Source organism: Streptomyces sp. NRRL S-337, assembly GCF_000720175.1.
Classification (GTDB): domain Bacteria; phylum Actinomycetota; class Actinomycetes; order Streptomycetales; family Streptomycetaceae; genus Streptomyces; species Streptomyces siderophoricus.
Genome location: NZ_JOIX01000094.1, coordinates 1 through 26,574, shown reverse-complemented (window position 1 = coordinate 26,574; position 26,574 = coordinate 1). Strand labels below are relative to the sequence as shown.

The 26,574-nt window shown below is 70.2% G+C and carries 25 protein-coding genes and 3 pseudogenes; 15 read left to right on the top strand and 13 right to left on the bottom strand.

Annotated elements, in window-relative coordinates; genetic code table 11:
- Positions 1–86: pseudogene (locus IG62_RS46780) on the top strand (IS5/IS1182 family transposase); the annotation flags it as partial.
- A gap of 1,378 nt (positions 87–1,464) precedes the next feature.
- On the opposite strand, the gene IG62_RS0136440 reads toward IG62_RS46780, so the two are convergent.
- The 5 genes from IG62_RS0136440 to IG62_RS0136420 form a co-directional block, all read right to left on the bottom strand.
- Positions 1,465–2,577 carry a PP2C family protein-serine/threonine phosphatase gene (locus IG62_RS0136440; protein ID WP_037840210.1) on the bottom strand — a complete coding sequence of 371 codons (1,113 nt, stop codon included), beginning with the start codon at positions 2,575–2,577 and terminating at the stop codon, positions 1,465–1,467.
- Positions 2,578–2,745: 168 nt separating this feature from the next.
- Positions 2,746–3,129: an AQJ64_40280 family protein gene (locus IG62_RS49290; protein ID WP_030813863.1), complete on the bottom strand. Its 384-nt coding sequence runs from the start codon at positions 3,127–3,129 to the stop codon at positions 2,746–2,748.
- Positions 3,130–3,348: 219 nt separating this feature from the next.
- On the bottom strand, positions 3,349–4,356 hold the full coding sequence (locus IG62_RS0136430; protein WP_030813861.1) for a MerR family transcriptional regulator: 1,008 nt from the start codon (positions 4,354–4,356) through the stop codon (positions 3,349–3,351).
- Positions 4,357–4,359: 3 nt separating this feature from the next.
- Positions 4,360–5,031: a HEAT repeat domain-containing protein gene (locus IG62_RS0136425; RefSeq protein ID WP_030813860.1), complete on the bottom strand. Its 672-nt coding sequence runs from the start codon at positions 5,029–5,031 to the stop codon at positions 4,360–4,362.
- Between the two features lie 357 nt (positions 5,032–5,388).
- A complete protein-coding gene (locus IG62_RS0136420) occupies positions 5,389–6,039 on the bottom strand; it encodes a TetR family transcriptional regulator (protein ID WP_030813857.1) in 651 nt (216 codons plus the stop codon).
- A 93-nt stretch (positions 6,040–6,132) separates the two neighbouring features.
- Between IG62_RS0136420 and IG62_RS50345 the strand changes: the two genes are divergently transcribed.
- Complete coding sequence (locus IG62_RS50345; protein ID WP_420711161.1) at positions 6,133–6,471, top strand: alcohol dehydrogenase catalytic domain-containing protein; 339 nt, start codon at positions 6,133–6,135, stop codon at positions 6,469–6,471.
- The gene (locus tag IG62_RS42695) at positions 6,441–7,067 is read left to right on the top strand and encodes a zinc-binding dehydrogenase (RefSeq protein WP_324604668.1); all 627 of its coding nucleotides are present in this window, start codon (positions 6,441–6,443) and stop codon (positions 7,065–7,067) included. Before IG62_RS50345 ends, IG62_RS42695 begins: the two co-directional genes overlap by 31 nt.
- A gap of 536 nt (positions 7,068–7,603) precedes the next feature.
- Here IG62_RS42695 and IG62_RS0136410 read toward each other — a convergent pair.
- Complete coding sequence (locus tag IG62_RS0136410; RefSeq protein WP_199812570.1) at positions 7,604–8,338, bottom strand: TetR/AcrR family transcriptional regulator; 735 nt, start codon at positions 8,336–8,338, stop codon at positions 7,604–7,606.
- Between the two features lie 342 nt (positions 8,339–8,680).
- On the opposite strand from IG62_RS0136410, the gene IG62_RS0136405 reads away from it, so the two are divergent.
- From IG62_RS0136405 to IG62_RS0136390, 5 genes and pseudogenes are all read left to right on the top strand, one after another.
- On the top strand, positions 8,681–9,532 hold the full coding sequence (locus tag IG62_RS0136405; RefSeq protein WP_030813852.1) for an NmrA/HSCARG family protein: 852 nt from the start codon (positions 8,681–8,683) through the stop codon (positions 9,530–9,532).
- A gap of 61 nt (positions 9,533–9,593) precedes the next feature.
- Positions 9,594–9,737, top strand: a complete 144-nt coding sequence (locus IG62_RS47510; protein ID WP_158795164.1) for a hypothetical protein — start codon at positions 9,594–9,596, stop codon at positions 9,735–9,737.
- A 238-nt stretch (positions 9,738–9,975) separates the two neighbouring features.
- Positions 9,976–10,716 carry an aminoglycoside 3'-phosphotransferase gene (locus IG62_RS0136395; protein WP_030813850.1) on the top strand — a complete coding sequence of 247 codons (741 nt, stop codon included), beginning with the start codon at positions 9,976–9,978 and terminating at the stop codon, positions 10,714–10,716.
- A gap of 75 nt (positions 10,717–10,791) precedes the next feature.
- Positions 10,792–11,433 (top strand): annotated as a pseudogene (locus IG62_RS45670) (baseplate J/gp47 family protein); the annotation flags it as partial.
- The gene (locus IG62_RS0136390) at positions 11,348–11,626 is read left to right on the top strand and encodes a hypothetical protein (protein WP_030813844.1); all 279 of its coding nucleotides are present in this window, start codon (positions 11,348–11,350) and stop codon (positions 11,624–11,626) included. The pseudogene IG62_RS45670 and the gene IG62_RS0136390, both read left to right, overlap by 86 nt.
- Before the next feature lie 227 nt (positions 11,627–11,853).
- Here IG62_RS0136390 and IG62_RS0136385 read toward each other — a convergent pair whose 3' ends face one another.
- Entirely contained in the window at positions 11,854–13,302 is a 1,449-nt protein-coding gene (locus tag IG62_RS0136385) for a sensor histidine kinase (RefSeq protein ID WP_030813841.1), read from the bottom strand.
- Positions 13,299–14,033 carry a response regulator transcription factor gene (locus tag IG62_RS0136380; protein WP_030813837.1) on the bottom strand — a complete coding sequence of 245 codons (735 nt, stop codon included), beginning with the start codon at positions 14,031–14,033 and terminating at the stop codon, positions 13,299–13,301. Before IG62_RS0136380 ends, IG62_RS0136385 begins: the two co-directional genes overlap by 4 nt.
- Positions 14,034–14,178: 145 nt before the next feature.
- Between IG62_RS0136380 and IG62_RS0136375 the strand changes: the two genes are divergently transcribed.
- The 4 genes and pseudogenes from IG62_RS0136375 to IG62_RS0136360 all read left to right on the top strand — a co-directional run bounded on the left by IG62_RS0136375 (position 14,179) and on the right by IG62_RS0136360 (position 18,406).
- Positions 14,179–15,540 (top strand): ferric reductase-like transmembrane domain-containing protein, encoded by a 1,362-nt coding sequence (locus tag IG62_RS0136375; RefSeq protein ID WP_030813830.1) that lies wholly within the window; start codon positions 14,179–14,181, stop codon positions 15,538–15,540.
- A gap of 10 nt (positions 15,541–15,550) precedes the next feature.
- Positions 15,551–15,991 carry an FMN-binding protein gene (locus IG62_RS0136370; RefSeq protein WP_030813828.1) on the top strand — a complete coding sequence of 147 codons (441 nt, stop codon included), beginning with the start codon at positions 15,551–15,553 and terminating at the stop codon, positions 15,989–15,991.
- 34 nt (positions 15,992–16,025) lie between these two features.
- Positions 16,026–16,754: pseudogene (locus IG62_RS42690) on the top strand (FAD:protein FMN transferase).
- 83 nt (positions 16,755–16,837) lie between these two features.
- Complete coding sequence (locus tag IG62_RS0136360) at positions 16,838–18,406, top strand: hypothetical protein (protein ID WP_234326889.1); 1,569 nt, start codon at positions 16,838–16,840, stop codon at positions 18,404–18,406.
- Between the two features lie 209 nt (positions 18,407–18,615).
- Here IG62_RS0136360 and IG62_RS0136355 read toward each other — a convergent pair whose 3' ends face one another.
- Positions 18,616–18,921 carry a hypothetical protein gene (locus IG62_RS0136355; RefSeq protein ID WP_030813824.1) on the bottom strand — a complete coding sequence of 102 codons (306 nt, stop codon included), beginning with the start codon at positions 18,919–18,921 and terminating at the stop codon, positions 18,616–18,618.
- 101 nt (positions 18,922–19,022) lie between these two features.
- Complete coding sequence (locus IG62_RS0136350) at positions 19,023–19,931, bottom strand: oxidoreductase (protein WP_030813822.1); 909 nt, start codon at positions 19,929–19,931, stop codon at positions 19,023–19,025.
- Positions 19,932–20,011: 80 nt separating this feature from the next.
- Between IG62_RS0136350 and IG62_RS0136345 the strand changes: the two genes are divergently transcribed.
- Positions 20,012–21,001: a winged helix-turn-helix domain-containing protein gene (locus tag IG62_RS0136345; protein WP_234326890.1), complete on the top strand. Its 990-nt coding sequence runs from the start codon at positions 20,012–20,014 to the stop codon at positions 20,999–21,001.
- A gap of 178 nt (positions 21,002–21,179) precedes the next feature.
- Here IG62_RS0136345 and IG62_RS0136340 read toward each other — a convergent pair whose 3' ends face one another.
- Entirely contained in the window at positions 21,180–21,875 is a 696-nt protein-coding gene (locus IG62_RS0136340; RefSeq protein WP_030813818.1) for a TetR/AcrR family transcriptional regulator, read from the bottom strand.
- 113 nt (positions 21,876–21,988) lie between these two features.
- Here IG62_RS0136340 and IG62_RS0136335 point away from each other — a divergent pair, with 113 nt between their 5' ends.
- Positions 21,989–23,365 (top strand): serine hydrolase domain-containing protein, encoded by a 1,377-nt coding sequence (locus tag IG62_RS0136335; RefSeq protein WP_030813815.1) that lies wholly within the window; start codon positions 21,989–21,991, stop codon positions 23,363–23,365.
- A gap of 50 nt (positions 23,366–23,415) precedes the next feature.
- Here IG62_RS0136335 and IG62_RS49285 read toward each other — a convergent pair whose 3' ends face one another.
- Positions 23,416–24,243, bottom strand: a complete 828-nt coding sequence (locus IG62_RS49285; protein WP_030813812.1) for a DUF3761 domain-containing protein — start codon at positions 24,241–24,243, stop codon at positions 23,416–23,418.
- Positions 24,244–24,593: 350 nt separating this feature from the next.
- Positions 24,594–25,205 (bottom strand): NAD(P)H:quinone oxidoreductase, encoded by a 612-nt coding sequence (wrbA, locus tag IG62_RS0136325; RefSeq protein ID WP_199812572.1) that lies wholly within the window; start codon positions 25,203–25,205, stop codon positions 24,594–24,596.
- Positions 25,206–25,452: 247 nt separating this feature from the next.
- Here wrbA and sigJ point away from each other — a divergent pair, with 247 nt between their 5' ends.
- Entirely contained in the window at positions 25,453–26,406 is a 954-nt protein-coding gene (gene sigJ / locus IG62_RS0136320; protein WP_030813806.1) for an RNA polymerase sigma factor SigJ, read from the top strand.
- Positions 26,407–26,574: the final 168 nt, after the last annotated feature.

The following is a 26,574-nucleotide window of genomic DNA, read 5'->3' as shown; positions in this document are numbered from 1 at the left end:
GCCGTTATGAGCGAAAGGCCGAGCACTTCCTGGCCTTCGTCGGCATCGCCGCAGCCCTCATCAGCTACCGCCGACTCACCAACTGAAACAACCTCTAAGGGCAGGCGCACCGGCTCGCGAATCCTGGAGCTTCGAGGAGCTCTGCCCGGGCGCAACGGCCAAGCGTCACGGGTCAGGTGACGGCATGACGTTACGACGTGGCGTGACCTCGGGGCTTGCCCTGGCGGTGTCCCTCGATCGGCCGACACCCAGGCGGCAGCAGCCCGCCGGGAACCGGTCGCGGGCAGCAGTACGACAGGAAGGCGGCGCACAGAACGAACGCGCCGCCCGCGGCGTGGTCAGCGACTTCCGTGCCGCCCCACCCCTTCTCCCACCATGCACGGACCACGAAGGTCAGCACCGAACTCACGCCCCGCAGCCCGGCGTTCCCGCCCCGGCGGAGTGCGCGCCGGTCGAACGAGACGTGACACCCTGATGTGCACCAAGGAAAGTTCGCCGCCCGCACCATCCACCTTCTTGGAGGACGAAGGATGGCGTCCGAATTCGTTTGAATCCTTAGGGTTGACGGAAATCCGTAGAGCGACAAACGGCCACTTTGAGTGCACGCAATACGCGAATTTACGCAACCTTTCGGGCCTTCTCCGTTTGAGTTGGCCAGGTCTCTCGGCGTAGCGTGGGAAACGGTTCAACTGCACAGGGGTCGGACCATCTTTCGGGCTCAAAGGAGGAACGCGATGAGCATCCGAAGCATACTTCCCCTCAATGGCGGCTGGGGTCACGACCACGGTGGACGCGGCTACGGACGCGGCGGCTACGGCGGTGGACGCGGTTACGGACGCGGACGCGGCTATGGGCGCGGACGCGGGTTCGACGGCGGACGCGGCTTTGGTGGCGGACGCGGGTTCGGTTTCGGTCGCGGAGGCCGTTACTAGCCACCCCACGAGCCAACTGCGAGGCTGGTCCCCGTCCTCGGGGGCCGGCTTCATGAATGGGGAGCCAGACCCACGTTCTCGGACGACGGGAACCGTTATCGCCAGTGGAACCGTTATCGCCAGTGACGGCGAGCATCCGCGTGCGCTTGGTGAATCAGGCTTCCACTCGCGGCAGTAAGACGTCCGGCTCCGCCCGATGCAGGCAGAATTACAAACGCTGCGTGAGGATATCTCTCCACACGCAGCGCGCTTCCGGCGGCTTCCCGCTAGGGCTATTGAGTATTCTCCTTGATTCCCGGCATTGCAATACCATCCGGCGCTGCACTCTCGGCTGATGTCTTCTCATCTTTATGCGACGGTCGGCATTCAGCAGCCGTCAGTCCGCCTCCCGGGCCCCTGCCTCACGGACTGCGGAGTACGCCCAACAAAGGTTCTCGGTTCCGACGTCGCCGGTCGCCTTGGGTGACGAGCCAGGGGTGGCGGACCGCGCCAGTGGGGAGGGCGCCTGCAAGGCGATCACGTGGGAAGGCGATCAGGTGGGAAGGCGCTCGATTGCGATCATGGCTGCGTCGTCGTCCAGCCGTCCGCCGACGTGGTCGAGGAGATCACGCCGGAGTCGGTGCAGGAAGGGGTCGGGGTGCCGCTCGGACCAGGCAGGTATCCGCTTGGCGAGCGGATAGAAAGCGCCGGTGGAATTGCGGGCCTCGATGACACCATCGGTGTAAAGCAGCAGAAGGTCTCCGACGCCGAAGGTGAACGTGTCGACTTGGTAGCGCGCGTGCACCAGATCGCCGAGGCCGAGAGGTGGCGCAGGCTGGCATGCGTCGATCTTTGAGACGCGGCCGTCTCGGACCACGATCGGCGGTGGGTGCCCGCAGTCGATCATGTCCACCTCGCTTCCCTCGTCCGGGATGTCGAGGAGGGCGGCGGTGATGAAGGTCTCCCCGGCCTGCTCCTTTTCACCAGGCTCGGTCAGGCTCCAGCAGACACTTCCGTCGAGGAACGCCGCCAGTTCGGCGAGGGTCGCCTGGCGGTGAGCCGCGGCGCGGAACGCACCGAGCAGCAGGGCGGCGTCACCGACCGAAGTCATGCCTTTGCCACGCACATCACCGACGAGCAACCGGGTACCGGAATCGGTGCGCACGGCCGCGTACAGATCGCCACCGATCTTGGCTTCGGCCTCGGCAGCGAGATAGATGGAGGCGACCCGCAAGGGTCCGACGTGCTTGGGCAGCGGCCGCAGCACGACCCGCTGCGCGGTCTCCGACACGTACCGGACCTGGTTCAGCTCTCTGGCGCGGCGCTCACGCAGCACGGAGAAGATCACGACGCTCAATCCGACGATGACGAGGGCGACGATCTGCGCCCAGTGGTTCGCCGAAATCAGCTTGTCGCGGTCGCGCACCACCGCGACGATCACCTGGGCCACAACGGCGAGAGTGGCAACGAGCCCGGTCAGCCAAGGGCCGCCGAACCCGATGGTGATCGCGGGGGCGGCGACCAGCAACGGACCCAGGTGGATGTCCGGCGGCGCGAGGACGTCGATGACGACGACCGCCGCTATCCACACGAGCGGAACGGCCGCCATCGCGTCACGCGCACGCAGTGACCGGCGAAGATCAACGATGCGCCGCCCGAGGTGCATACCTCCTCTCTACACCTGCCACCGCCGCGCAGCACGACGGCGGCTGGACGACCTCGCTCAGCCGGACCCATCCTCCCGTCCGTGGGACCTGGTGCGGCCATCACACGGCCCTGGCGCCGGTACGCCGGCCGGGGTGGCGACTACGACAAGTTCCTCGCCGGCCGTGGCTCAGGTGAGGGGACGAGCGCCCCAGGCATCGTGGAGAGCCGGCCGCACAGCTCCCCCAAGGACGACGTGTGTCATCCCTCCTGGGAGCGTGGGCAGCTCAGCCCAGTGCGTCACGGTTTCAGCACTGGGGCGGCCGTGCGGCAACCGGACAACCCCGTCGGGGTCGACGAAGCAGTCTCTGTGCTCCGTCCCGTCCTCACTCCAGTGCAGAGTCGTGAAGTACATCGGCCTCACCAGCCAGAATTCCTCACCCGACGCCGAGTGGGACTCCGTGGTGCGGTCAGCTGGATACCGGCCCGTGATCGCTGCCGCCACCGGTGTGCCGCTGCGAGGCAGTCTCTCGCGAGCGTCGACCCACGCCACCACGGTGTTCAGATGCGTCATCTCCACCCTCACTCAGGCACACGGCAAGGCGTCTGCCACCCCTGTCCCGTTGGTCCGGGGCCCGGCATGGGCACTGCCTCATCCTCGCCGTCCGGCAAGACCTCCCGGCGCTCGCGAAGGTTGCTCGAGCCGGGCGCCGCCAACCGCCAGCTGCGACTGGCGTCGAGCGCCCCTGGCACCCCGCACCCCGCACCCCGCACCCCGCACCCCAGGAGAGCTTCACTCTCGTGCGTTGCGTAGCTTGAGGATGTATGTCGCAGTAAGTGCGACGGCACGGTCTTCGTCCTGTGACAGATCTGCGAGGGCACGTGACGCCAGGGCCCCCGGGATGTCCGCGAGCGCCTGTGTCAGCCGTCGACGTGCAGGCGCTCCAAGGGTGTCGTGGGCGAGGCAGTCGACGAGCCCCGTAGCGATCTGATCCGCCAGCGCGGGGTCACTCGCCAGCGTGCTCAGTGCGTCGGCCGCATCGGCGTCGTTCCTCTCCTCGACGATCATGTCGAGGAGCGTCGGGACCGCGTCGGCTACTCCACGTGCCCCGAGCGCCAGCGCCGCATATCTGCGAACCACGATGTCGGGGTGCGTGAGGGTGTCCTGCAGCCGTGCGGTCGCCGCACCGTTCGGAAACTCGGCGATGGACTGGACGGCACGTTTCCGTACCTCGGCCGCACGTGACCCGAGGCCCTCCGCCAGCAGTGCCAGCCCGTCCTCGCCCGATTGCGCCAGAGCCCAACGAAGGGCTCCGGCGACGTTCGGGTCCGACTCGCTCAGCACGGCCTCGACCAATGCTTCCACCGGCACGGGCGCTTCCTCGACCGCGGACAGGGCCGCGCGCTGCCGCGCCGCCGCGCTGCTCGACCCCAACCCCTGGAGGAGGGCGACGACTTGGAGGACGTCCTCCCAGCCGGCGGGTTCCGCGGCACCGATCCGACGAAGTCGCGTGAGCAGCTCCGTCTCCGCTGCGATGCGGTCTCGTGTCCGGCGGATGAGGTCGTCGACGAGCTCCGCGGGCGCGAAGCCGGGATCATCGAGCGCGCGCCCGACGTCGCGTAGCGACAGTCCCAATGACCGCAGGCTCTCGATGTGGAAGATTCGCCGGATGTCCTCGCCGGAATACTCACGATAGCCGGAGCCGGTACGACCCGTTGGCTGCACCAGGCCGAGCGATTCGTAATGCCTGAGCATGCGGGCGCTGACCCCGGACCGTCGCGCGACGTCACCGATCAACACTGCCTACCGCCCCTCCTGGCCGGCCCCGCCGAGGACGACGATGCGCTTCGCCTCTTCGATCGCGAACTCGAATCCGGCATCCGGGTCGCGCCACAGCCGTTCCGTGGCGATTGCGTGCGCGCGCACGCGAGGGTCGAGATCCTTCGTCGCGGCTGCCAGTGCCGGCAACATCACCTCCCCGAGCGCGATGAGCGCCCGGCTGAGGCTCAGCTGCGTCTCGCGTTCGCCCCGCCCGAGCTGCGTCGCCAACACTACGGCCAACTCGCGCTCCCCACCTTCGGGTACGAGCACGACCGCTGCCCGCCAGGCGCTCCGTGCCACCTCGGCGTCGGCGTCGGACAGCAACGCCGGTGTGATCGCCGGCCAGGCTCGTCGATCCCCGATCTTGGACAGCGTGTGCAACGCCTGGCTCCGTGCCTGGGCATGTGTCGAGCGGACTTCGTCGAGCAGCACCGGGACCGTCATCGATGCAGCGTGGCGGGTGAGTGCCCACGTCAGTATTTCGCGCACATAGAACTCGGGTTCGATCGCGCATCGCTCGATGAGCTTGGCGATGACCCCCGGGTCCGGCGTCGTGCCGACCGCCAGCGCTGCCTGCAGCCGGACCGACGAGCTGTTGTTCTCCAGCCCCCGAAGGGCACGCATCGTGTTGCTGTCCTCTTTCGGCATGGGCATGTGGACCACCTCCTTGGCTGCAGTGAAGGGCTTGTCACTGTGTCAAGGTCAAGCGGAGCCAGGCCGGCCTCCCGGCGGCGCCGCCTGAGCTGCCCACAGCGCACTCGTCCACGCAGGTACGACGAGCGAGGTGGAAGGGGAGGCACGGGAGGCTGCCAAGACGCCGTCCGGCCGTTCACGCACGGCAGTTGGTGGCTCGACCCACGCGATGCCGAGCCCGCCGACATTGCCCGATCTCCTGGAAGCCGCCGTCAATGACGACAGGCCGAACGGAAACCCGCAGCACTGACTCGTCGAGCGAGAACGCCACCCGTCAGGTGTCCGGCCGCCACGACTCGCTCCTCCCGAACGACAGTGTCACGCGGCTGAGTTGAGGCTGTGACGCATGGCGTCGAAGGCGCGTCGCACGCAGCGGGGCAGCTCCGCGGGGGTGCACTGGGGCAGCCACTCGTCCAGGGCGCAACGCCAGGTCGCCACGCAGAACTCGATGAGCAGTCGTGCTTCCAGCGTGTCCGGGGCGCCGAGTCGGCGGGTGATCCCGGCCTGGATCTCAGCGCAGTGCCGCAGGGAGTGCCCGTGCAGAGACGGCGATTGGTCGATCAGCTGCAAAGTGGCCGCGAACCGGGGGAACCAGTCCTCGTCCATGCGCTCGAGGGTGGTCAGCATCGCGTTCTGGAACGCATCGACCAGGTGCTCGGTGTGGTGGGCCGGCTCCCTCTCGTCGATGTGCTCGGTCGGCTCCCTCTGCTCGCCCTGCTCGCTCTGCTCCATGACTTCCAAGCAGGTGCTCCACAGCTGTTTGACGGCTGTGAGCGTCACGTCCTCCTTGGACCGGTAGTTGCGGAAGAAGGTGCGCCGCGAAACCTCCACCGCTTCGAGGAGCGCATCGAGAGGGGTGTCGTCGAAGCCGCTCTCGGTGAACAGCGACACGGCGGTCTCGGCCAGAGCTTGGCGGGTGCGCAGCTTCTTGCGCTCACGCAACGAGGCGGGCTGCGGGGCGGTCGTCATGCGTATCAGCTTACCGCCCGCGCTCCCAGTGAGCATGTGCTTCAATGGCGCAAACGCCACAGTGTGGCACTTCTGCTTTGAGGAGACGGACACATGCGAGCACTCGTTATCGACCACGGCGCAGCGACTCACCTGTCGCTGGCCGAGACACCAGATCCGATACCGGCACCGGACGAGGCGTTGGTGCAGGTCGCAGCGGTTTCGCTCAACCACGGCGAGGTCAAAGGCGCCACCAGCGGGGAGACGCCGGACGGCACAGTGATCGGCTGGGATGCCGCCGGTGTCGTGGTGAAGGCAGCCGCCGACGGATCGGGGCCGGCAGAGGGCACCCGCTCGTCACCCTGGGCGCGGCGGCCGGATGGGCGGAGCTGCGCGCGGTCCCGGCCTCCATGCTGGGCCAGGTGCCGGACGACGCCGACCTCGGCGCCATGAGCACGCTCCCGGTGGCCGGGCTGAGCGCCCTGCACGTATTGCGCCGCGCGGGCCAACTCCTCGGCCGCCGAGTCATGATCACCGGCGCATCCGGCGGTGTCGGTCGCTTCGCGGTCCAGCTCGCCGCGCGTGCGGGGGCAGAGGTCGTGGCCATCAGCGGCAATCCTGCCCAGGCGGACGGTCTGCGAGCGCTGGGCGCACGTGAGGTGCACACCGATCCGGCCGCCGTGGACCGGCCCGTGTTCACGGTGCTGGACAACGTCGGCGGACGACAACTGGTGGACGCCTTCGCCTCTCTGGAGGCGCACGGCACGCTGTTCAGCGTGGGGCGTACATCCGCGACCGACGCGGTCCTCCCGCCCGAAGCGCTCCTGGGAACCGAGGGGCGGCACGACAGGTCGATCCGCACGTTCTTCCTCTTCGGCGACCCCGCCACCGACTTCTCCGCCGACCTGACGTGGCTCGCCACCGAGGTCGCCGCAAGCCGCCTCGACCCGGGCATCAGCTGGCGCGGCCCGTGGGCCCGCCACGACGAAGCAGTCCAGGCTCTGCTCGGCCGTCGCCTGCACGGCAAAGCGGTACTGGACGTCAACTGACCTTCCGCGCATGGCCTTTCATGCATGACCTTTCGCGCATGATCTTTCGCGCATGACCTTCGTCGGTCTGCGCCGAGCCATGTGTTCCAGCACATCGGATCGTTGGTCCGGGCACGGCTCGGCACTGACGGTGACCTCACGTTGGGTCGTCGCCGTCGACTCCACAATCGTTAATCGTTCGGGTGCAACAGCACGCCGCCGGGGCCCGCCGAAGGGGCCCCGGCCGGCGGGCCGCGCGATCAGGCCCCCGGACGGTGTCCCGCGGCGGCTGGTCGCGAAGATTCATCTCGCCGCCGATGGGGCACCTCCGGCCACTGGATCTCGTTCTGACGCTCAGTCAGGTTTGCGAGCGTCCGGCGGGCTCACGTTCGGGCGGGTCATGGCCCGCCTGCGGGTATCCGGGCGGTCGGCAGGCGGCAACGGGCCGCGGCCCTTTGACCGCGTCTTCGGCTCGTTCCATCCCGCGGCAGTCGGCAGGGTCGCCGCCGCCGGTCACGCCTTTGCCGTCGCGTCCTTCGGGGTGTTGGTCTTCGCTGTCATAGCGGGGATCGCCGTCTTCCTTCTCCCGAAGCGGCCGGCGGCCCAGGCCTGAGTGGGGGATCACCAGTCCTCCCCGTCAGCCGGGGAGGCAGGACGGCGAAGCCGGCCAAGTGGCCTGACACGACGATGCGGTGGACCTTGCTCACCGCGCTGTCGTCGCCGAGCCGTAGAGCCGTGTTGGCGGCGCACAGCAGCGCGTCGATCTGGAAGACGGCGAGTTCGACGTCCAGGTCCGCGATCTCACCGTTGTCGATCGCGTGCCGCAGTTCGCCGGCGATGACTTCGAGCCACTCCCGCTGGTCGCGGAAGAGGGCGTCATGGACGGGCCCGGTCTTGCCGTCGAACTCCGCGAGGTTCGCGGCGCGAAAGCATCCGCCCGCGAACAGCGGGGTCGAGGCGTAGACGACCCACTCGTCGAGCAGCGCGCGCAGACGTGCGACGCCGCGCGGCGCGGACCTGGCCGGCCGGACGACGTGGTCGATGAACATCTCGCGGGCGAAGTCGATGACCGCCAGCTGCAGCGCTTCCTTCGTCTTGAAGAGCGTCTGGATGCCCGCCTTGCTGTGCCCGGTGTCCGTGGCCAGACGGCCGAAACTGACCCCTTCGAGACTGTCGAGCGAGGCGATGTCGACCGCCCGCCTCAGTACGGTCTTCCGGGTCCGGGCACCGCGGAGGAGGCGATTGTCGGTGACATCTGCGACATCTGCGACATTTGCTATAGCACTACCCATACGGTCGCTCGTACCCCAGGTTGGTGGGGCCTGGTCGGTCCCGACGGCCCCGACGGCTCCAACGGCTCCACCAAGGAGATCCTCGGCTCGATCGAGCGCGGGGTCCCAGGCGGAGGCAACCGGACGACGATCGTCCCGAGCGGGGTCAGGCGCAGTCGCCCCGCTCCGCCGGTGCGCCCGCCGCCGAGTCGGTGACGACCGCAGCGGCTGGCGCCTCCTGAACCGCTTCACCGGACGAACGGCACACCGCAGGAGCTGGGCCTGTCGTCCCGGGCGGACGGTTACCGTGGGGGCCGGCTGGTGATCCGTAGGCCACCTGGCCGCGAGGAAGGGAGTGCTTGGATGGCCGATGAGCCGATCTTGGTTCTTGCGGCAACCGGCGGACAGGGCAGGGCCGTGACCAACGCGCTGAGGGGCCGCCGGGCCCGGGTCCGGGCGCTGGTACGTGACCCCGACCGGCCCGCCGCGCGGGAACTGGCCGACCAGGGCGTCGAAGTGGTGGCGGGATCCCTGAGCGATCGCGGGTCTCTCGCCGCCGCGATGAGCGGGGTGTCGGGTGTCTTCGCGTTCACCACACCCTTCGAGGCCGGCGTGGAGGCGGAGGTCGGTCAGGGCCGGGCAATTCTCTCTGCCGCGGCAGAGGAACGCGTTCCGCATCTCGTGTTCAGCTCTGTCGCCGGGGCCGACCAGGAGACCGGGGTACCGCACTTCGACAGCAAAGCACGCATCGAGGCGGAGCTGGCGTCCGGCGGGATGCCGTACACGATCCTGGGACCGACGTACTTCTTCGACAACACGCTGGCCGGAACGGAGCGCATCCTTGCCGGCGTCCTGGAGCTGCCGCTGCCCCCCGATCGCCCGCTGCAACAGCTGGCCCGCCCCGACCTCGGCGCGTTCGCGGCGGAAGTGCTGCTCAACCCTGCTCCCTACGTGGGGCAGCGAATCGAGCTGGCCAGCGATGCGCCCACTCCCACGCAGATGGCTGACGCACTCAGCGCGGCGGTGGGACGGGAGGTCCGCCATGAGCAGGTACCGCTGACGGCGGTCGGCGATCCGGATATGCATGCGATGTGGACGTTTCTGAACGGCCCCGGCTATCGCGTCGACATCCCCGCTCTCCATGCGGCCCACGCAGAGGTCCGTTGGACTCGTTTCGCCGACTGGGCGCGCCATACGTGGGCGACCGCGCGCTGAACCGGCGGCGTGCCGTACGCGGTCGCGACGGGTTCGAGACCGTGGCCGTCGCCCGTGGCCCGTGGCCCGTGGCCCCCAGAAGGCCGACCTGTCCAAGCAGTCCGGCGCCCACGGCTACGTCGACAGCGCCTCAGGCACTCCGGTCGCCAAGGCATTCCGGTCGGTCAGTGCCTCGCAGTGCCTGGCGGGGCTGCCGGTCGGTTGACGCCCCGCGTGTCCGTACCACTGTCCACCAGGTGCGGGAGGACGGCGCGGGACTGAACGAGCTGGCCAACCTCGTCGACAGCGGCGCATTGCAGGGTGCAGGTTCCGGGGCCTGGCCGGCATGATCCGCCCGGGGTGCAGCGGATCATCCGTGGCGCCGGGGAACCCCAGGCCGGCGAGTGGGGCCCGCGACCGAAAAGCGCTCGCCCGAGGCGCCATCGCAGGGGCAGCATGAGCAGATGAATCCTTCCGGACCGCCGACGTGCGAGGTGCGCGTCCCTGCCCCGATCGTCGCTCAGGCCGGAGACCGGCCGCTGCGGCCCGTCTGGCAGAACGAGCTGGGCGGCCTGACCTTCCAGATCGGCACCGGTGATGCCCGACTGTTCGCCAAGTGGGCACCGGCAGGCTCCGGACTGGACATCGCCGCCGAGGTCACGCGCCTGAGCTGGGCTGCCCGCTTCGCACCGGTGCCCCGCGTCCTGGACCACGGAGCCGACGAGGACGGGGCCTGGCTCGTCACCCACGGGCTGCCCGGCGAGAGCGCCGTCAGCCCCCGTTGGACCGCCGATCCCGGCACCGCGGTACGTGCCCTGGGGGCGGGACTGCGCGCCCTGCACGAGCAACTGCCGGTGGCAGATTGCCCTTTCAGTTGGTCGGTCGCCCACCGCCTGGAACGCGCGCGGAGCGCTGGGCTGGACGTCCCCGCAGAGCTGAGGACGCCGCCGATCGACCGCCTCGTCGTATGTCATGGAGACGCCTGCGCGCCGAACACGCTCCTGAGCGAGGACGGTTCCTGGTCGGGTCACGTGGACATGGGCGCGCTCGGCGTCGCGGACCGCTGGGCCGACATCGCCGTCGCCAGTTGGAGCACCGAGTGGAACTACGGCCCGGGATGGGAGCAGACCTTCCTCGACGCCTACGGCATCACCCCCGACCCGGAACGCACCGACTTCTACCGGAAGTTGTGGTCCCTCACCTGACTCGCCCTGCTGGCTCGGCTCACCTGGCTCGCTCGGCTCGCGTGGCTCATCTGACTGCCGCTATTACGAAGGGCGCGCGCTGCTGCCGTTGCAGCAGCGCGAGGATCACTGCGGAGTCCGCCTTTCGTACGCCAACCCGGCAGTTCGGTACGGCAGTTCGGTGCCGTACCGGTCAAAGGCTCGGTGATACGGGTCCCGTACTACCGGACCGGTGGAGGGCGATCGGGAAATGTGGCGCGCGGTGCGATCCAGGCGCTGCGCAGCTCGATCCCGTACGTGGCGCGGGTGGAGAACCGCGAGGCGGCGCGCGGCGGGGTCGATGGCGAGACGGTGCAGGAGGCGAAGGTCCGCGCGCCGATCACGCTCCGGGCGCAGGACCGGGCCGTGACCGCCCGCGACTACGAGGAACTGGCGCGGCGCGCGGCCCCCGAGGCCGCCCGGATCGCCTGTCTCGCGGTCGATCCCGCCGAGCGGTCGGCAGGCGCCGGCGGCACCGTGAGCGCGTCGGGGGCCGGTGCCGGTCAGATCGGGGGGACCGACCGGACCGGTGAGAACGCCGTCCGGGTGCTGGTCGTCCCCCAGGCCGTGCCCGACCGCGGCGGCCGGCTCCGCTTCGAGCAGCTGGTGCCTGGTGAGGAACTGCTGGGACGCGTCACGCAGTTGCCTCCGCACGTACCCGCAGGCCGCCGATCCGGCCCGGCCGCACGAGTTCGACCTGATCGTGACCGACTCCGAGGGCGAGCAGCACGTCTCGCACCCCCGGATCAACGACGGCGGGGTGCAGAAGATCGATGTGGCCGTGCGGAATGCGATGACCGTGCGGCTGGTGCTGCACACCGCGTACGGCGCCAGCGACAAGAAGCAAGTGGCCGTCGCCGAGCTGGAGTTCTTCACCCGTTCGACGCGCTAGCCGGCGGGCCCAGCTCAGCCACGAGCATCACCCCACCCCGCCGGACCCTGCCACCGAAGCGAAGTGCTCCCGGCGCGCACCCACCGTGCGCCGGGAGCACCCTGCCAGGTGGGGCCGCCAAGGGCCTTCCCGGGAGTTGGATACTGCGACAGCGTCATCGTCTGCAAGTGAGGGTACGTGAGACCGGGTGTCGATGGGCGGTCGTGGGACTACCTGCCGGTCCTACGTCACCGCTGCGCGGGGCCGGAAGGCGCCACGGGGAAGGTGGCCGTGAACTCGGTGTGCCCGGGGCGACTGGTCAGGGCCACCTCTCCGTGGTGGGCGGTGACGACGGCCTCCACGATGGCGAGCCCCAGGCCGGTACCGCCGGCCGCGCGCGAGCGGCTGTGGTCGACGCGGACGAAGCGGCCGAAGACCTCCGACTGGATCTCCTCGGGCACGCCGGGGCCGTCGTCCAGGATCGTCAACCGGACGTCGTGGCCGTCGGCGGCGAGTCGCACCGTCACGGCGGTCCCGGGCGGGGTGTGGGTCCGGGCGTTGGCGAGCAGATTGCTGACGACCTGGTGCAGGCGGTGTTCGTCACCGGTCATGGTCACCGCTGTCTCGGGGAGGTCGAGCAGCCACCGGTGACGGGGACCGGCCGCCCGCGCGTCGTCGACCGCATCGAGCACGAGCCGGGTCAGATCCACCGGCTTGCGTTCCAGCGCACGGCCGGCATCGAGGCGGGCGAGCAGCAGGAGGTCGTCCACCAGCCGGCTCATGCGCTGCGACTCGGCCTGGATCCGCTCCAGGGAACGCCGGATCTCGCCGGGTACCGGCCCCTTGTGCCGGAGGGCGAGTTCCGCATGCCCGCGGACATTCGCCACCGGAGTCCGCAGCTCATGGCTGGCGTCGGCGGCGAAGTGCCGCAGCCGGTTTTCGCTGGCGTGGCGGCGCTCCAGTGCGTTGCCGACGTGGCCGAGCATCCGGTTGAGGGCGGTACCGACCTGCCCGACCTCGGTGCGCGGGTCGGCCACCGGCACCGGCGCCGGCATCGCCACCTCCCCGCTGGCCAGCGGCAGCTCGGCGACCCGCGCGGCCGTGGTGGTGACGCGCCGCAGGGGGCGTAGCGACAGCCGCACCCACAGTGCGCCCAGGACGCCGGTGACCACGAGCGCCCCGCCGAACACCGCGGCCTCCACCGCCTCCAACCGGTGCACGGTCTCCTCGACGGGATGCAGCGGCAGGCCCGTGACCAGCACGTCGCCGTCGTCGCCGGAGACCGCGTTGACGCGGTACCGCCCCAGTGCCGCCAGTCGGACGCTGTGTCCGGAACCGTCGGTGGGCAGGGCCGCCAACGCGCTGCGGTCCCCGGCGGACAGCGGCACCGCGGCATCGGTCTGGTCCCGTACGACGGCCGCCTGGGTGGGTGTGCCGCGCAGCAGCCGGGCGCCGAAGGTGCCGTCGGACTGGCCGCGGGTGTCCGGCCGGTTGTCGGCGTCCGGCCGGGCCTCGTGCTCCAGGCTCACCGCGAAACGGCCCGCGGAGGCGGAGAGTTGCTGGTCCAGGCGGCTGACCAGGAAACCTTCGAGCGCGACGACCGTGGTGATGCCGACCGCCAGGCAGGCCAGCGCCAGCAGCGCGACCAGACCGGCCGTGAGCTGGCTGCGCAGAGTGCGGGGGACGATCCGTGTCACGAGGACTCCGGCTTGAGGACGTATCCGACGCCGCGGACGGTGTGGATCATCGGGGTCCGGCCGACGTCGATCTTCTTGCGCAGATAGCTGATGTAGAGCTCGACGACGTGGGACCGGCCACCGAAGTCGTAGGACCAGACGCGGTCCAGGATCTGTGCCTTGGACAGCACCCGACGCGGGTTGCGCATCAGGAAGCGGAGCAGCTCGAACTCGGTGCGGGACAGTTCGACGAGCTCGCCGGCGCGGAGGACCTCCCGCGCCTCCTCGTCCATCACGAGGTCGCCGACGACCAGCCGGTCGCCGTCCGGCTCACGAGCCATCCCGGCCCGGCGCAGCAGCCCCCGCAGCCGAGCCAGCACCTCTTCCAGGCTGAACGGCTTGGTCACGTAGTCGTCACCGCCCGCGGTGATCCCGGCGATCCGGTCCTCGACGGCGTCACGGGCGGTGAGGAAGAGGACACAGACCGTCTGCAGCTCCCGGCGCAGCAGGTGCAGCACCTGCAGGCCGTCGATGTCGGGCAGCATCCAGTCCAGGACGACGGCGTGCGGGCGGAAGGTCCGTGCCACGGCGAGCGCGGAGGCGCCGTCGGCCGCGCTGCGGACCTCCCAGCCCTCGCCGGCCAGGGCTCCGGAGAGCACCTCGGTGAGGTCCGGCTCGTCGTCGATCACGAGGACCCGTACCGGCGAGCCGTCGGCGCTGTGCAGCGGGGCGGGAGTGCGGTGCATGTGCATGGTGCCTCCAGCATCCCTCGCCCGGTGGCCGGCGGAGGTATGAGTCGGCTCTGAGTTTCCTGTGAATCAGCGGCCGGAGCGCCGCTCAGAGGGTCTTCAGAGGTTGCGCTGCGACGCTGGCGCCGACCACGGAAGGGAAGCCTCCATGAGCACCGTCTCCGCCACCCGCCGGACCGCCACCGGCAGCCCCCCGCCGCGGCGGCCGCCGTCCCTGGCGCCTCTGCTCGCACACGTCGTGATCTGGGCCGGGGCGGCCGGCGTGCTGGCCCTGTGGTGGACCGGTACGGCGTCGGTCGTGGGTCCGGCGGGCTGGCTGACCGGGGCCGGCCGGATCACCGGGCTGCTGGCCGGCTACGCCTGCGCGGTACTGGTCGCGCTGATGGCCCGCGTTCCGCTGCTCGACCACACCCTGGGCACCGACCGCCTGGCGCGCTGGCACGCGGCGGGCGGCCGCTACACCGTCTCGCTGGTGCTCGCGCACGTCCTCCTGATCACCTGGGGTTACACCCTCACCACCCGGAGCGGTGTCCTGCACGAGGCGACCACCCTCGTCCTCGACTACCCGGACATGCTCAAGGCCACCGCGGGCTTCCTGCTGCTGGTGGGCACCGGTGCCGTCTCCGCGCGGTTCGCCCGCCGCCGGATGAGCTACGAGACCTGGCACTACCTCCATTTCGCCACCTACCTGGCGATCTTTCTCGCCTTCGGTCACCAACTCTCCAACGGCGCCGACTTCGTGGGGCGACGCCCCGCCCAGCTCGCCTGGTACGCCATGTACGCACTGGTGGCATCGCTGATCGTCGGGTACCGCTTCGTCGCTCCGGTACGGCGTGCCCGGCGCCACCGCCTGCGGGTCACCGAGGTCCGCCCGGAGGCGCCGGGCGTGGTCTCGGTGCACCTCACCGGCGAACGGTTGGACGAGCTCGGCGCCCGGCCGGGCCAGTTCTTCCGCTGGCGCTTCCTGGCACCGGGCCTGTGGTGGACCGCCAACCCCTACTCCCTCTCCGCGCCGCCTCTCCCCCACCACCTGCGCATCACCGTGAAGGAGGCCGGCGGCCACAGCGCGGCCCTGGCACGGCTGCGGCCCGGCACCCGGGTGTGGGCCGAGGGCCCGTACGGTGCCTTCACCGAGGCGCGGCAGCGCTCGTCCAAGGTGCTGCTGCTCGCGGGCGGCGTGGGCATCACCCCCTTGCGGGCACTCTTCGAGACGCTCCCCGGCGAGGTCACGCTCGTCTACCGGGCGCGGCGCCCCGAGGACCTCGCGCTGCGTACCGAACTCGACGCGATCGCCGCCGCCCGTGGCGCGGCCGTCCACTATGTCGTCGACGAACCCGCCGTGTACTCCGTGCCGTTGACGGCCCGCGCACTGAGTCGCCTGGTGCCGGATCTCGCCGCGCACGAGGTGTATCTGTGCGGCCCGCCCGGCATGACCACCGCGGCCCGGCGGGCGCTGCGCGGTGCCGGCGTACCCCGGCGCCACATCCACCACGAGTCGTTCGAGTTCTGAGGAGTCCGCCGTGCGCCGAGCCGTTCTGACCGCAGCGTCGACCAGCGCACTGGTCGTCCTCCTGCTCTCCCTCAAACCCCACCAGCCCGCCGGACTGACCGGGGACCCGGCCCAGGCGGGTGCCGCACCGGCCCCGACGCCCTCCGGACACGCATCCCAGGGCAGCCGTCCGGCCGAGGGCACCTACACCGGCGCCTCGATCAGTACCCGCTACGGCACCGTGCAGGTCATGGCCACCGTCAAGGCCGGCCGGCTGACGGCGGTCAAGGTCCTGCGCGCCCCGTCCGGGAACGGTCGCGACCGTGAGATCGCCGCCTACGCCCTGCCGCGCCTGACACAGGAGGCACTGAGCGCGCACAGCGCCCACATCGACGCGGTGTCCGGCGCCAGCTACACCAGTGCGGGATACATCCGGTCCCTGCAGAGCGCACTGGACCGGGCCGGTGTCTGAGTTCCGGCGCGGTCTGCGCCATGTCGAGCAGGCGATGGGCACGGTGTTCTCCTTCGACATCCGCGACGCGCGCACCCCCGCCATCGAGGCCGCCGTGCACGACGCCGTCGCCTGGCTCCACCACGTCGACGAGGTCTTCTCGACCTACCGCTCCGACAGCGCCATCAGCCGGCTCGGCCGCGGCGACATCGGACTCGACGACTGCCCCGCGGAGGTACGCGAGGTCCTCGACCTCTGCGAGCAGGTGGGGGCCGCCACCCGCGGCTGGTTCAGCGCCACCCCGGACGGCACCCTCGACCCGTCCGGACTGGTGAAGGGCTGGGCGGTGGAACGCGCCGGTCAGCTCCTGCGGGCGGCCGGCGCCCAGCACACCTGCGTGAACGGCGGCGGAGACCTCCAGCTCAGCGGCGAGGCGGCGCCCGGGGTCCCCTAGCGCATCGGGATCGCCCATCCGCTGCGCCCGGGGGAATTGTGCACCGTCGTCACCGGCCGCGACCTGGCCGTCGCCACCTCCGGCAGCGCCGAGCGCGGCCCCCACATCCTGGACCCCCACACCGGCACGCCCGCGGCCGGCCCCGCATCCGTCACGGTGGTCGGCCCCGGCCTGACCACGACCGACGCCTACGCCACCGCAGCGTTCGCCATGGGCGCGGGGGCGCAGGACTGGCTGGAGGAGCTCGACGGTTACGAGGGTCTCGCGATAACGGGTGACGGCGATGCCTGGCACACCCCGGGCTTCCCGGGAATCCCATTCGCCCTTTAGTCATCAACGCGCCCCTGTGAGCAAGTGATTGACGGCCTCGAGGTGGCCGGAACTTGCCCGTCGGCCGACGCGTCGTGACGGGTGTGACGAACAACGAAACGGGCCCGGCCGCCCGCCCGGAGGACACCGGGAGCGGGAACGCCCGCAACACTCCCAACACCCGCGGCACCGACAGCACCGCCAGCGACACCCTTGTCGAAGACATCCAGGGCCTCGCCGTGGCCTGGGAGAAGCTCCACTACGGGTACGAGCACTTCCACGACGGCGCCCACGACCGGCTGGTCCTGGATGCCGCGGCGAAGCTGAGCGCCGATCCCGGCGGTCCGCTGGCCTATGTGTGGATATTCGGGCTGGTGCTGGCCCTGCCGCATCTGTCCTGGGTGCCCGGCGACGGGGTCGAGGACGCTGCGCTCCAGGCGCTCAGGGCCGCGGAGCCGGTCCTGTCGGCACAGGACTGTGGGCATGACTCCCATCCGTACGAGATCCACGACGACGAAGAGGACGAGGAGTTGGCCGGGTGGCTGGTGGACCTCGTCGACGAGACGCAGGAGTGGTACGAGGAGCGCCCGCGCGACGAGTGGCGCTGTCCGCGCAACGCCGCCGGTTTCGCGCGAATGGCCCTGCATGTCCTCGACCCCGGCTCGGTCTCGGACATCCCGGCGCGGCTCCCACCCGAGGCGCACGCCACCATCGACACGCTGTCGGCCCTCCTTGAGGGCTATCCGAAAACCGATGTCTACGACGAGATCGGGGAGCAGGCCCGGGCCCTGCGCTCCGCCGAGGACCCGGACGACCGGGCCGGGCGGATCATGGTGGTCAGGGCGGTGGGCTGGTACGCCATATCCGGCATGGTGCGCCGCAAGGACGTCCTCGACGAGCTGATCGAGGCGCTGGAGGAGGCGCTGAGCCACTACCCCGTCGAGCCCTGCGGACACGCCTGGGACGCGCACCCCCTCCTGCCCCACTTCGCACCGGAGGCCGCCAGACTCGGCATCGAACTCAGCTACGCCGGCGGCCGCGTCCGCCACGAACTCCGACGCACGGAGCACGGAGACGACGGCGCACCGTTGGAGCTGCTGCTGTGTCCCGCCTTCATCGCCGGGCTCGGGCAGGAGTCCCTGACGCAGCTGCGCACCGGCCGCGACCGTCTCTTCGGGCCGCGTGACGTCTCGCACCTGGACGCGGAATACCTGGACGGGGACGGCCGGCTGCAGATCGAGAAGATCGCCGAGCGGGTGGAGTACACGTCCCGGAACGAGCAGTACGCCGACGATCTGGGCCTGTGGGCGGCTCGGCGCTTCGAGCACGCCGACCACGCGCGCGAGCGTGCCGTGCTGCTGCTCGCGGCGGACCACGCCCTGCAGATCGCCTATCCCGCACCGGCGCGGGCCGTGGCCGAGGACGTGCTGCGGGTGCTGCGTACCGTCGCCGCCGCGCCGCGCCCGGCCCGGTGCGCCCACGACGACGACCATCCACAGCTGCGGTACACCGGCTTCCGGCACGCCATGGCCCACTTCTACGCCCCTGAGGACTTCCCCACGCCCGAACGTCCGGAGCAGGCGCGCAGCGAGGCGGCATGGACCTGTCCGCGGTTCTTCGGCGAGGTCGCCGAGGCGGCGGTGCGGAAACTGGAAGTCCTGGTCCAGGAATAGCTCGTTCTGCCGGATCCTCAGGCGGAGGGCGACCAGGCAGAGGGACCAGGCAGAGGGGGCGGTCTTGTCGCCTCGGGTGGCGAGGCCGCGCCAGTGGCCTCACGCCCGCCTGCTGCCTGCTTCCCTCGCCGGCTGCCTGATTCCCCGCGTCAGGTCAACTGACTGTGCCGCTCACCGTGCCGCCGGCTCTTGGAAGTCGTCAGGAGTGGTCAGTCGTCGTCCGGATAACGCCAGTTGATCGAAGCGGTGGCAGCAGGCGCGAGTGCCTGGATCCGTTCGCGGAAGGCGGCTTCGAAGTGCGGACGCCACGCATAGAAGCGACTGATACCGATCGGGTAGTCCGTTTCGCCGGAGATCCAGTGCCGTCCGTCCTCCACGCTCCACCCGAGGCCGACCTCGTGCTCCTGCAGGCCTTCCGCACGGACCAGTTCGACGAGTCCGCTCAGGACGGACTTGGTCTGCGCCTCGTCGGCCAGCCCGTGCACCTCGAAGTCGAGCATGATGTTGACACCCATGAACCCATGCTAGTTGGACACGTTCATGCGGAGCCGCGGATGGCCCTGCCCCGACGTGGCCAGGCGACAGCGGAGGCCGCGCACCGACGCCCCGACGGCTCTCAGCGGCTTTGGCCGTGCAGGGAGTCGAGGAGGGCAACCTCTTCCTCGGAGAGGCGGAGTGCTCCGGCTGCCACGTTGGATGCCAAGTGGTCAGGGTCGCCGGTACCGGGAATGGCCAGTACGTGCGGGCCGCGGTGCAGTGTCCAGGCGATCCGCACATGGGCGGGGCTGGCTCCGTGCGCGCGGGCGACGGCCAGGATCTCCGGGTGGTCACGGTCGGTCGCCCCGGCTTGGCGCCCGGTGGTGGCAATCGCGTAGAACGGCACGTAGGCGACGCCCTGTTCACCGCAGGTGCGGACGAGCGTGTCCTGGTCGGGTCGCAGCCCGATGCCGTAGGGGTTCTGCACGCAGACGACCGGAGCGATGGCCTGGGCCTCGGCGAGATGGGCGGGGGTGACATTGGAAATGCCCAGGTGGCGGATGAGTCCGGCGTCGCGCAGCTCAGCCAGCGCGCCGAATCGCTCGGCGAGCGAACCAGTCCCGACTATGCGCAGGTTCACCACGTCCAGGTGGTCACGGCCGAGCTGTCGCAGGTTCTCCTCAACCTGCCCGCGCAACTGCTCGGGTGTGGCATGGGGCAGCCACTCACCGGACTGGTCGCGTCCCGGCCCGACCTTGGTGGTGATGACAAGGTCGTCCGGATAAGGAGCCAAGGCCCGGTTGATCAGCTCGTTGGCGGAACGCAACGGGGAGAAGTAGAAAGCGGCGGTGTCGATGTGGTTGACACCGAGCTCGACCGCGCGGCGCAGCACGCTGATCGCCTGGTCGCGCTCGCGCGGCACGGCGTCGGCGACGAGCGCTTCGCCGGTCTGCGGGAGGCGCATGGCGCCGAAGCCGATCCGGTTGACCACGAGGTCTCCCAGCCGCCAGGTGCCTGCCGCTGCCGCGGTGATCGTCTGTGAGGTCATGCCGGAATGATCCGCACACCGTAGAGTGGCCGCCACTGATTCAGATATGAGCGAATCCTCGGCGGATCCACGGGGGGGGCCTGGTGGCGGAGCTGGTGTTCTCGGTGCGGGATCTGGCGCACATGCGCTTCGCCACGTCACCCATGTGGGAGGTCGGGCCGAGCTTTCGCCTCCTGCACTCCAGGGTCGGACATCCCGTCCACCGACCCTGGGTCGAGCAGGTACAGCCGCGCTTGTCGGCCGTCGGGCTGGACCGGGGGTGGCTGGCCGAGCTGATCCCACCGTCCGGCTACGTCCCGGACTTCCTCAATCCCACACCGTCCTGCCCCGCTCCCACCTTGCCGGCCGAGCTGGACGGCATCCTGGCCGCCCACACCGAGAGGGTGCGCCACGACCTCGACCGCCTCCGTCGTGAACAGGCCGGTCTCGGCCCCCGCGCACACGCCCTGTACACACAGCCGCAAGCCTGCTTGGCCAAGGTCGCGGAAGAGATTCAGCACTACTGGGAGATCGCGCTTGCCCCGTACTGGGAGCGGATCCGGGCCGTGCTCGACGCCGACATCTCCTACCGGGCCCGCCAGGTCGCCGAACACGGTGCTGCCCATCTCCTCAACGACCTGCACGCCTCGGTGCGCTGGGACGACGACACGCTCCAGCTGCTCCGCCGGCCGAAGTCCCCTTCCCGGCACACGGCATGCCGAGGCCTGCTGCTGATTCCCTCGGCCTTCACCGGATCGGTTCCGTTCACCCGGGCGACGCCGCCGGACCCGCTCCAACTCGCTTATCCCGCCCGCGGCGTCGGCTCCCTGTGGGAGCGTCGGTCCGCTACTGGTACCGACGCCCTCGCCGCGGTGCTCGGCCGCTCACGGACCCTTCTGCTGACCGAGCTGGGACACCCGGCCTCCACCACCGAATTGGCCCGTCGTACCGGGCTCTCTCCCGCCGGGGTCTCCCAGAACCTGACCGCACTGCGCAACGCCGGCCTGGTCAGCGCCCACCGGGCCGGCCGCTTGGTGCTGTACGCACGCACCTCCGTCGCGGAATCGGTCCTCGGCGCCGCCTGCCCGTAGGCCTGGCCCGGCTCGCGGAACCTCCGCCGCAGCCCTCCCCCCTCCCCCGGCAAACCCCGCCCTCCACTACCTGGTGACACACTCCTCCACGGCAGCCGGCTACCCGCTCGTGCTGGTCGTTGATAAGCCGGAAGGGGCTGTGCCCTGGTCAGGGGATGCTGCCTGGGATGGGGGTCGGTCACTCGCGGCGACCTGCGTTGTCGGCGGTGAGGCGGGCCTCGAAGCCGTCGAGGAGGGACTGGAGGCCGAACGCGAAGGTGTCATCGGGCGCTGCGGCGTACTCCGTGGCGGCCGTGGTGTTGAGGCGTTCGCGCAGCCGTGGGAATTGCCTGGCGGTCTCGGTGGCACGGGTCATGGCGTCGGCCATCCGTTGCTCGGCGTCTGCGCCGTCCTTGCTCAGCCGGCGGTTCAGTGAGACCTGTGCGGCAGGGCCGAGCGTGCTGCCGAGCACGAAGGTGAGGACGGTGGCGGCCGCCCGGTCCGCGTCGGCGGCGGCGAAGCCCGCCTTCTCGTAGATGCCCAGGCTGAGGTCGTTGTGCCGGGCCTGACCGGGGCCGTGCAGGAGGTGGCTGCCGAATGCCTGGCCGAGCCACGGATGCCGGGTGAGCATCGCGTGCATGCCGGTGGCGTGGGCGGTGGCGGCCGTGCGCCAGTCGGTGGCGTCGAGATCGGGCAGCTCGACCTCGTGCCAGACCGCGTCGCTGGCGAGCCGGACCAGTTCGTCCTTGGTCTTGATGTGCCAGTAAACGGCCGTGGCGGCCGAGCCGAGCCGTTTCGCCAGGCTCCGCATGTTGAGGCCGTCCAGCCCCTCGTCGTCGAGCAGCTCGATGGCCTCACGGACGATCCGGTCTGCGGTCAGTGTGTCTCGCGGCATGGCCGCCATCCTACTTGAACTTAGTTCATTCAGTCCGCGCCCGGTCTTGCACTTTGTTCAAGTACGGCTTACGCTCCTCCTCGTACTTAGTTCAAGTGCCCGGAGGGGGAGCCATGTTGCAGGAGAAGCTGTCGGAGTTCGTCACGACGCAGGCCACGGAGCTCGGTGTTCCTGGTGTCGCCGTCGGGGTGCTCCTGGACGGACAGGAGATCTACGCCTCGCACGGCGTCACGAGCCTCGCCGACCCGACGCCGGTCGACGAGAAAACGCTGTTCCACCTGGCGTCGGTGTCCAAGACCTTCACGGCGACCGCCCTGATGCGCCTGGTCGCCGAGGGGAAGGTGGACCTGGACGCGCCGGTGCGGCGCTACGTACCCGAGCTGAAGCTGGCCGACGAGCAGGCCGCGGCGCAGATCACCGTCCTGAACCTGCTCAATCACACCGCGGGCCTGGACTGGAACCTGATCGACGACGGCGAGGGCGACCGCTCCCTGACCGGCCTCGTGGCCAAGCTGCCCCAACTGCCGCTGATCGCACCGCCCGGGGCTCGCGCCTCGTACAGCCAGGCCGGATACAACCTGGCCGGGCGGGTTGTCGAGAAGGTCACGGGCCTGCCTTTCGAGCAGGCCATGGCCTCACTCGTACTGGAGCCGGTGGGCCTGTCGGACACCGTGTACGGACTGGCCGAGGTGATGGTCCGCAAGTTCGCCGTGGGCTACAACCGGGCCGACGACGGCGAACTGCGCGCCGCCCGGCCCTGGGGCGCGTTCAAGGAGGGCGCGCGTCGCGACAACCCCGGCGGCGGCCTCGCCTCCTCGGTGAGTGACCTGCTGCGCTGGGCGCGGTTCCAACTCGGCGAAGGAGAAGGGGTGTTGCCCGCCGCGGCGCTGCACCGGATGCGGGAACAGACGGTCGCACTGCGCGCCAGTACCCTCGGCGACGGCTTCGGCATCTGCTGGTTCCTGCACGACCTGGACGGCCTCCACGGCATCGGCCACGGCGGCTCGGGCAACGGCCAGTTCGCCGAACTGCTCATCGTGCCCGAACGCAACTTCGCGGTGGTCTCCCTGGCCAACGTCGGCCCCGACGGCTACCCCTTCAACCAGTCCGTCGTGCGGTGGGCGCTGGAGCACTACCTCGGGGTCGTCGAGAAGACCGCGGAGCCGCTCCCGTACGACGAAGAAAAGGCGCAACAGGTCGTCGGCCGCTACGACATCGACGCCATGAACCTCGACCTCGCCACCGACGGCACCCGCCTCACCCTGGCGGTCGGCATCAAGCCGGAGATCCGCGAGGCATCGGACGAGGAGATGCCCCCGGACTACCCGGCCGCGGCCATCGGCTTCCTCTCCGGCGACGGCGACGAGTACCTCGTCACCGAGGGCGGCCTCAAGGGCCAGCGCGGCTACTTCTCCCGCGACGCCAACGGCACCATCACCGGCATCGACCTCGCCGGCCGGCTCTTCAGCCGCATCCCGGAAGCATCCTGATCCCCCCGAAGACGGGGGCTACGAAGGCGCTCCTCCGAGAAGGTGCTCCTCTACGAAGGCACGCTGGCCAGCCAGACGGCCACGCCGTGGTGATGCGAGCAGGTGCCCCGACGGTGGGCGGAATAGCTGTAGGAACCGTCGTTGCACTGGGCGGTGGCACCGGCCGGCGCCTGCTGCGAGCCGGCCGAGGACGAAGAAGAACCGGAGCCGCCGCCCGACGCGTCGGAGCCACCAGTCGATGAGCTGGAGCCGCTGTCGGAGGAGCCATCGGTGCCGTCGTCCCCGATGCCGGCGACTGTGGAGGAACCATCGTCGCTGTAGTCGTCCCCCGCGCCGGAGACCGTGGAGGAATCGCCTGCACCGGAGACGGAAGAGTCATCGCTGTCGGCGGCCCCCGTGGGGTCGTCGCAGCTCTCGCCCTCGCTGGACTTGACGGTGTCGAACGTGAGCGTGTCCTCGGCGCTCATCGTTTCGCCGGCCGCGGGCATCTGAGCGCAGACCGTCCAGTTGCGGTCCCACACCTGCTCGCGGCCTTGGCCGGTGGCGTCGGTGGAGTCGAGGCGGTAGATGCCGTCCTCTTGCGCCGCATCCTGGGCCGCCTGGAGCCCCATGCCGACGAAGTCCCGGACCGTCACCGTGTCCGGCTTGTCCTCGAACGCGGATGACGACGGCGAGGCGCTGGGCGACGAGTCACTGGACGACGAGAGGCGGGAGGACGACGCGTGGGACGACGAGGTCTTGGACGACGAGGCGTTGTCGTCGTGGATCGGGGCGCTGCAGCCGCCGATCGCGAGAAGCGCAGCCACCACGATGCCGCACCCGATACGCGCGTTCTTCTTGTCCTCCGCCGTCGGCTGAGGTCTCTGATTCCGGGCCATGTACTACTCCCCCCTGCTACTGCTTGCTGCGCGCTCCCCTGCGCGCATGGCCCTGCCCTCGGTCGTGAACCGGTGCCCGCTCACGGCGGGGCGCAGGTGCCATCGGAGCGATGACTCTAGCCGTGCGAGGCCGCGTAGATGACCGTTCAACGAAAAAAGGGCACCTGGATCACCCGGACCGCAGGTGAGCCCCCGTCACCACGGGCACGCGCATCTGGTCTCGTCGTGGTCCACCGGAGCGCGGAGGGCGAGGAGGGCGTGGCCGGCATCCGCCGGTGTCGTCTCTGCTGAGCTGCGAAAACGCTGAGCGAATGCCGCCGCGCCCCGTCCCGTCGTTGCTCCGTACCGGATCAGGCGGTGCGGGCGGCCTTGAGGGAGGCTGTCGTGTCGACGACCCGGCGTGCTTGGTAGCGGGCTGCCTGCAGGGCGACCTCGCCGGGCGGGCCATCGGCGGTCACGTGGGACGTGCCGTAGGGGTTGCCCGACTGGAACTGGACGGGGTCGGTGTAGCCGGGGGGCACGATGATGCCGCCCCAGTGGTAGAACGTGTTCGCCAGCGCCAGGAGGGTGGATTCCTGCCCGCCGTGGGCGGTGTTGGAGGCGGTGAAGGCCGAGTACACCTTGTCCGCGAGCTTGCCCTGGAACCACAGCGGGCCGGTGGTGTCGATGAACGCCCTGAGCTGGCTGGCCGGGTTGCCGAAGCGGGTGGGGGTGCCGAACAGCACCGCGTCGGCCCACTCCAGGTCGTCATGGCCGGCCTCGGCGACGTCGGCGGTGTCCGCCAGGTGTCGGGCCCACTCCGCCCTGGCGTTGACCGCCTCCGATGGGGCCGTTTCGGCAACCTTGCGCAGTCGCACCTGGGCACCGGCCTTCTCCGCGCCCTCCACGGCGGCTTGCGCCAAGGTATGTACGGTGCCGGTGGAGCTGTAGTAGATGATCGCGACGTTCACGGGTTCCACGATCGGTGTCCTTCCGTTGTCGGTCCGCTGTGCAGTCGGCCTCATGGGGGGCCGGTCTCATCGGGGCCGGTTTCATCGGGACCGGTCTCGTCCGGGCCGGTCTGACGGGTACGACGAGGCAGCCCGGCGAGATGTGAGGTGAGGTGAGATGCGGACCTCACGATGGGAAGTGACGGGCGGACCTCACAGTTCGAGGTGACGTCTCGTCGTAAAGGGGTGAGGCAGAGCATCCGAAGGAGCCGGTGACACCATGACCCACCCATCCGGGCCCGAGCCGCGAGCCGACCGGACCGATCCGCACCTGAGCGCGATCATGAGCGAGCGACGTCAGCTGACCAACCTCGCGTACCGGTTGCTGGGCTCCCTGGCCGATGCCGAGGACGTGGTGCAGGAGACCTACGCCCGCTGGTACGCCATGTCACCACAGCAGCAGGAAGCCATCGACGCCCCCGGCGCCTGGCTCACGACCGTCGCCAGCCGTATTTGCCTGGACCTGCTCGCGTCTGCGCGGGCCAGGCGCGAGCGTTACGTGGGCGAATGGATCCCGGAGCCGTTGCCCGACCGTACGGAGTGGATCAGCGGGCGGCCGGGCGCCGGCATCGTCGACCCGGCCGACCGGGTCACCCTCGACGAGTCGGTCAACATGGCCTTCCTCGTCGTGCTCGAGGCGATGACCCCGGCGGAGCGCGTCGCGTTCATCCTGCACGACGTCTTCCGCTACTCCTTCCCCGAAGTGGCCGAGATCGTCGGCCGGAGCCCGGCGGCATGCCGTCAGCTGGCCTCTTCGGCCCGTCGGCGCCTTCGTTCCCCGCAGCCTGACGCGGGCTCGGCAGCCCGGCACGCCGACGTCGTCAGAGCCTTCAAGCAGGCATGGGAGGCCAAGGACATCGACGCCCTCATTGGCTTGTTGGCCCCCGATGCCACGGCGACCGGCGACGGCGGCGGACTCGTCACCGCGGCGCTCCACCCCGTCGAAGGCGCCGAGCAGGTCGCACGCTTCTTCGCCGACCGGCCGGGGGCGGCGCCCGGCATGACGCTCGTGGAGCGAACGGTCAACGGTCAGCCGGGTCTGGTGGCTCAACTGGACGGCGTCACCGTATCGGTGATGGCGTTCGACGTCACCGGCGACCGGATCCATCACATCTGGGCCGTACTCAACCCCGAGAAGCTCCGTTCCTGGGCGACGGGCTCGCGGACCCGGTAGATCAGCCCGACTGCCTGGCCGCCTGGCTGCCTCCCGGGGGTTCGGCCCCGGCCCCCTGCCGTTGCCCTTGCCGTCAGCCGCGTCCGGTGAACTGCTGCCCGACGCCGAGTCGGCGCAGGTCGGTGAGGACCTTGGGGTCCTGGGCGTCGAGCCAGTCACAGAGCTGGC

Excerpts from the sequence above, each read along its gene's own strand:
- IG62_RS0136425 (WP_030813860.1), bottom strand. The coding sequence starts at position 5,031 with ATGCCCATGCCGAAAGAGGACAGCAACACGATGCGTGCCCTTCGGGGG.
- IG62_RS0136410 (WP_199812570.1), bottom strand. The coding sequence starts at position 8,338 with ATGGGTAGTGCTATAGCAAATGTCGCAGATGTCGCAGATGTCACCGAC.
- sigJ (WP_030813806.1), top strand. The coding sequence starts at position 25,453 with ATGACCCACCCATCCGGGCCCGAGCCGCGAGCCGACCGGACCGATCCG.
- IG62_RS0136375 (WP_030813830.1), top strand. The coding sequence starts at position 14,179 with ATGAGCACCGTCTCCGCCACCCGCCGGACCGCCACCGGCAGCCCCCCG.
- IG62_RS0136335 (WP_030813815.1), top strand. The coding sequence starts at position 21,989 with ATGTTGCAGGAGAAGCTGTCGGAGTTCGTCACGACGCAGGCCACGGAG.
- IG62_RS0136420 (WP_030813857.1), bottom strand. The coding sequence starts at position 6,039 with ATGACGACCGCCCCGCAGCCCGCCTCGTTGCGTGAGCGCAAGAAGCTG.
- IG62_RS49285 (WP_030813812.1), bottom strand. The coding sequence starts at position 24,243 with ATGGCCCGGAATCAGAGACCTCAGCCGACGGCGGAGGACAAGAAGAAC.
- IG62_RS0136395 (WP_030813850.1), top strand. The coding sequence starts at position 9,976 with ATGAATCCTTCCGGACCGCCGACGTGCGAGGTGCGCGTCCCTGCCCCG.
- IG62_RS0136355 (WP_030813824.1), bottom strand. The coding sequence starts at position 18,921 with ATGGGTGTCAACATCATGCTCGACTTCGAGGTGCACGGGCTGGCCGAC.
- IG62_RS49290 (WP_030813863.1), bottom strand. The coding sequence starts at position 3,129 with ATGACGCATCTGAACACCGTGGTGGCGTGGGTCGACGCTCGCGAGAGA.
- IG62_RS0136440 (WP_037840210.1), bottom strand. The coding sequence starts at position 2,577 with ATGCACCTCGGGCGGCGCATCGTTGATCTTCGCCGGTCACTGCGTGCG.
- IG62_RS0136350 (WP_030813822.1), bottom strand. The coding sequence starts at position 19,931 with ATGACCTCACAGACGATCACCGCGGCAGCGGCAGGCACCTGGCGGCTG.
- IG62_RS0136340 (WP_030813818.1), bottom strand. The coding sequence starts at position 21,875 with ATGCCGCGAGACACACTGACCGCAGACCGGATCGTCCGTGAGGCCATC.
- IG62_RS50345 (WP_420711161.1), top strand. The coding sequence starts at position 6,133 with ATGCGAGCACTCGTTATCGACCACGGCGCAGCGACTCACCTGTCGCTG.
- IG62_RS0136405 (WP_030813852.1), top strand. The coding sequence starts at position 8,681 with ATGGCCGATGAGCCGATCTTGGTTCTTGCGGCAACCGGCGGACAGGGC.
- IG62_RS0136380 (WP_030813837.1), bottom strand. The coding sequence starts at position 14,033 with ATGCACATGCACCGCACTCCCGCCCCGCTGCACAGCGCCGACGGCTCG.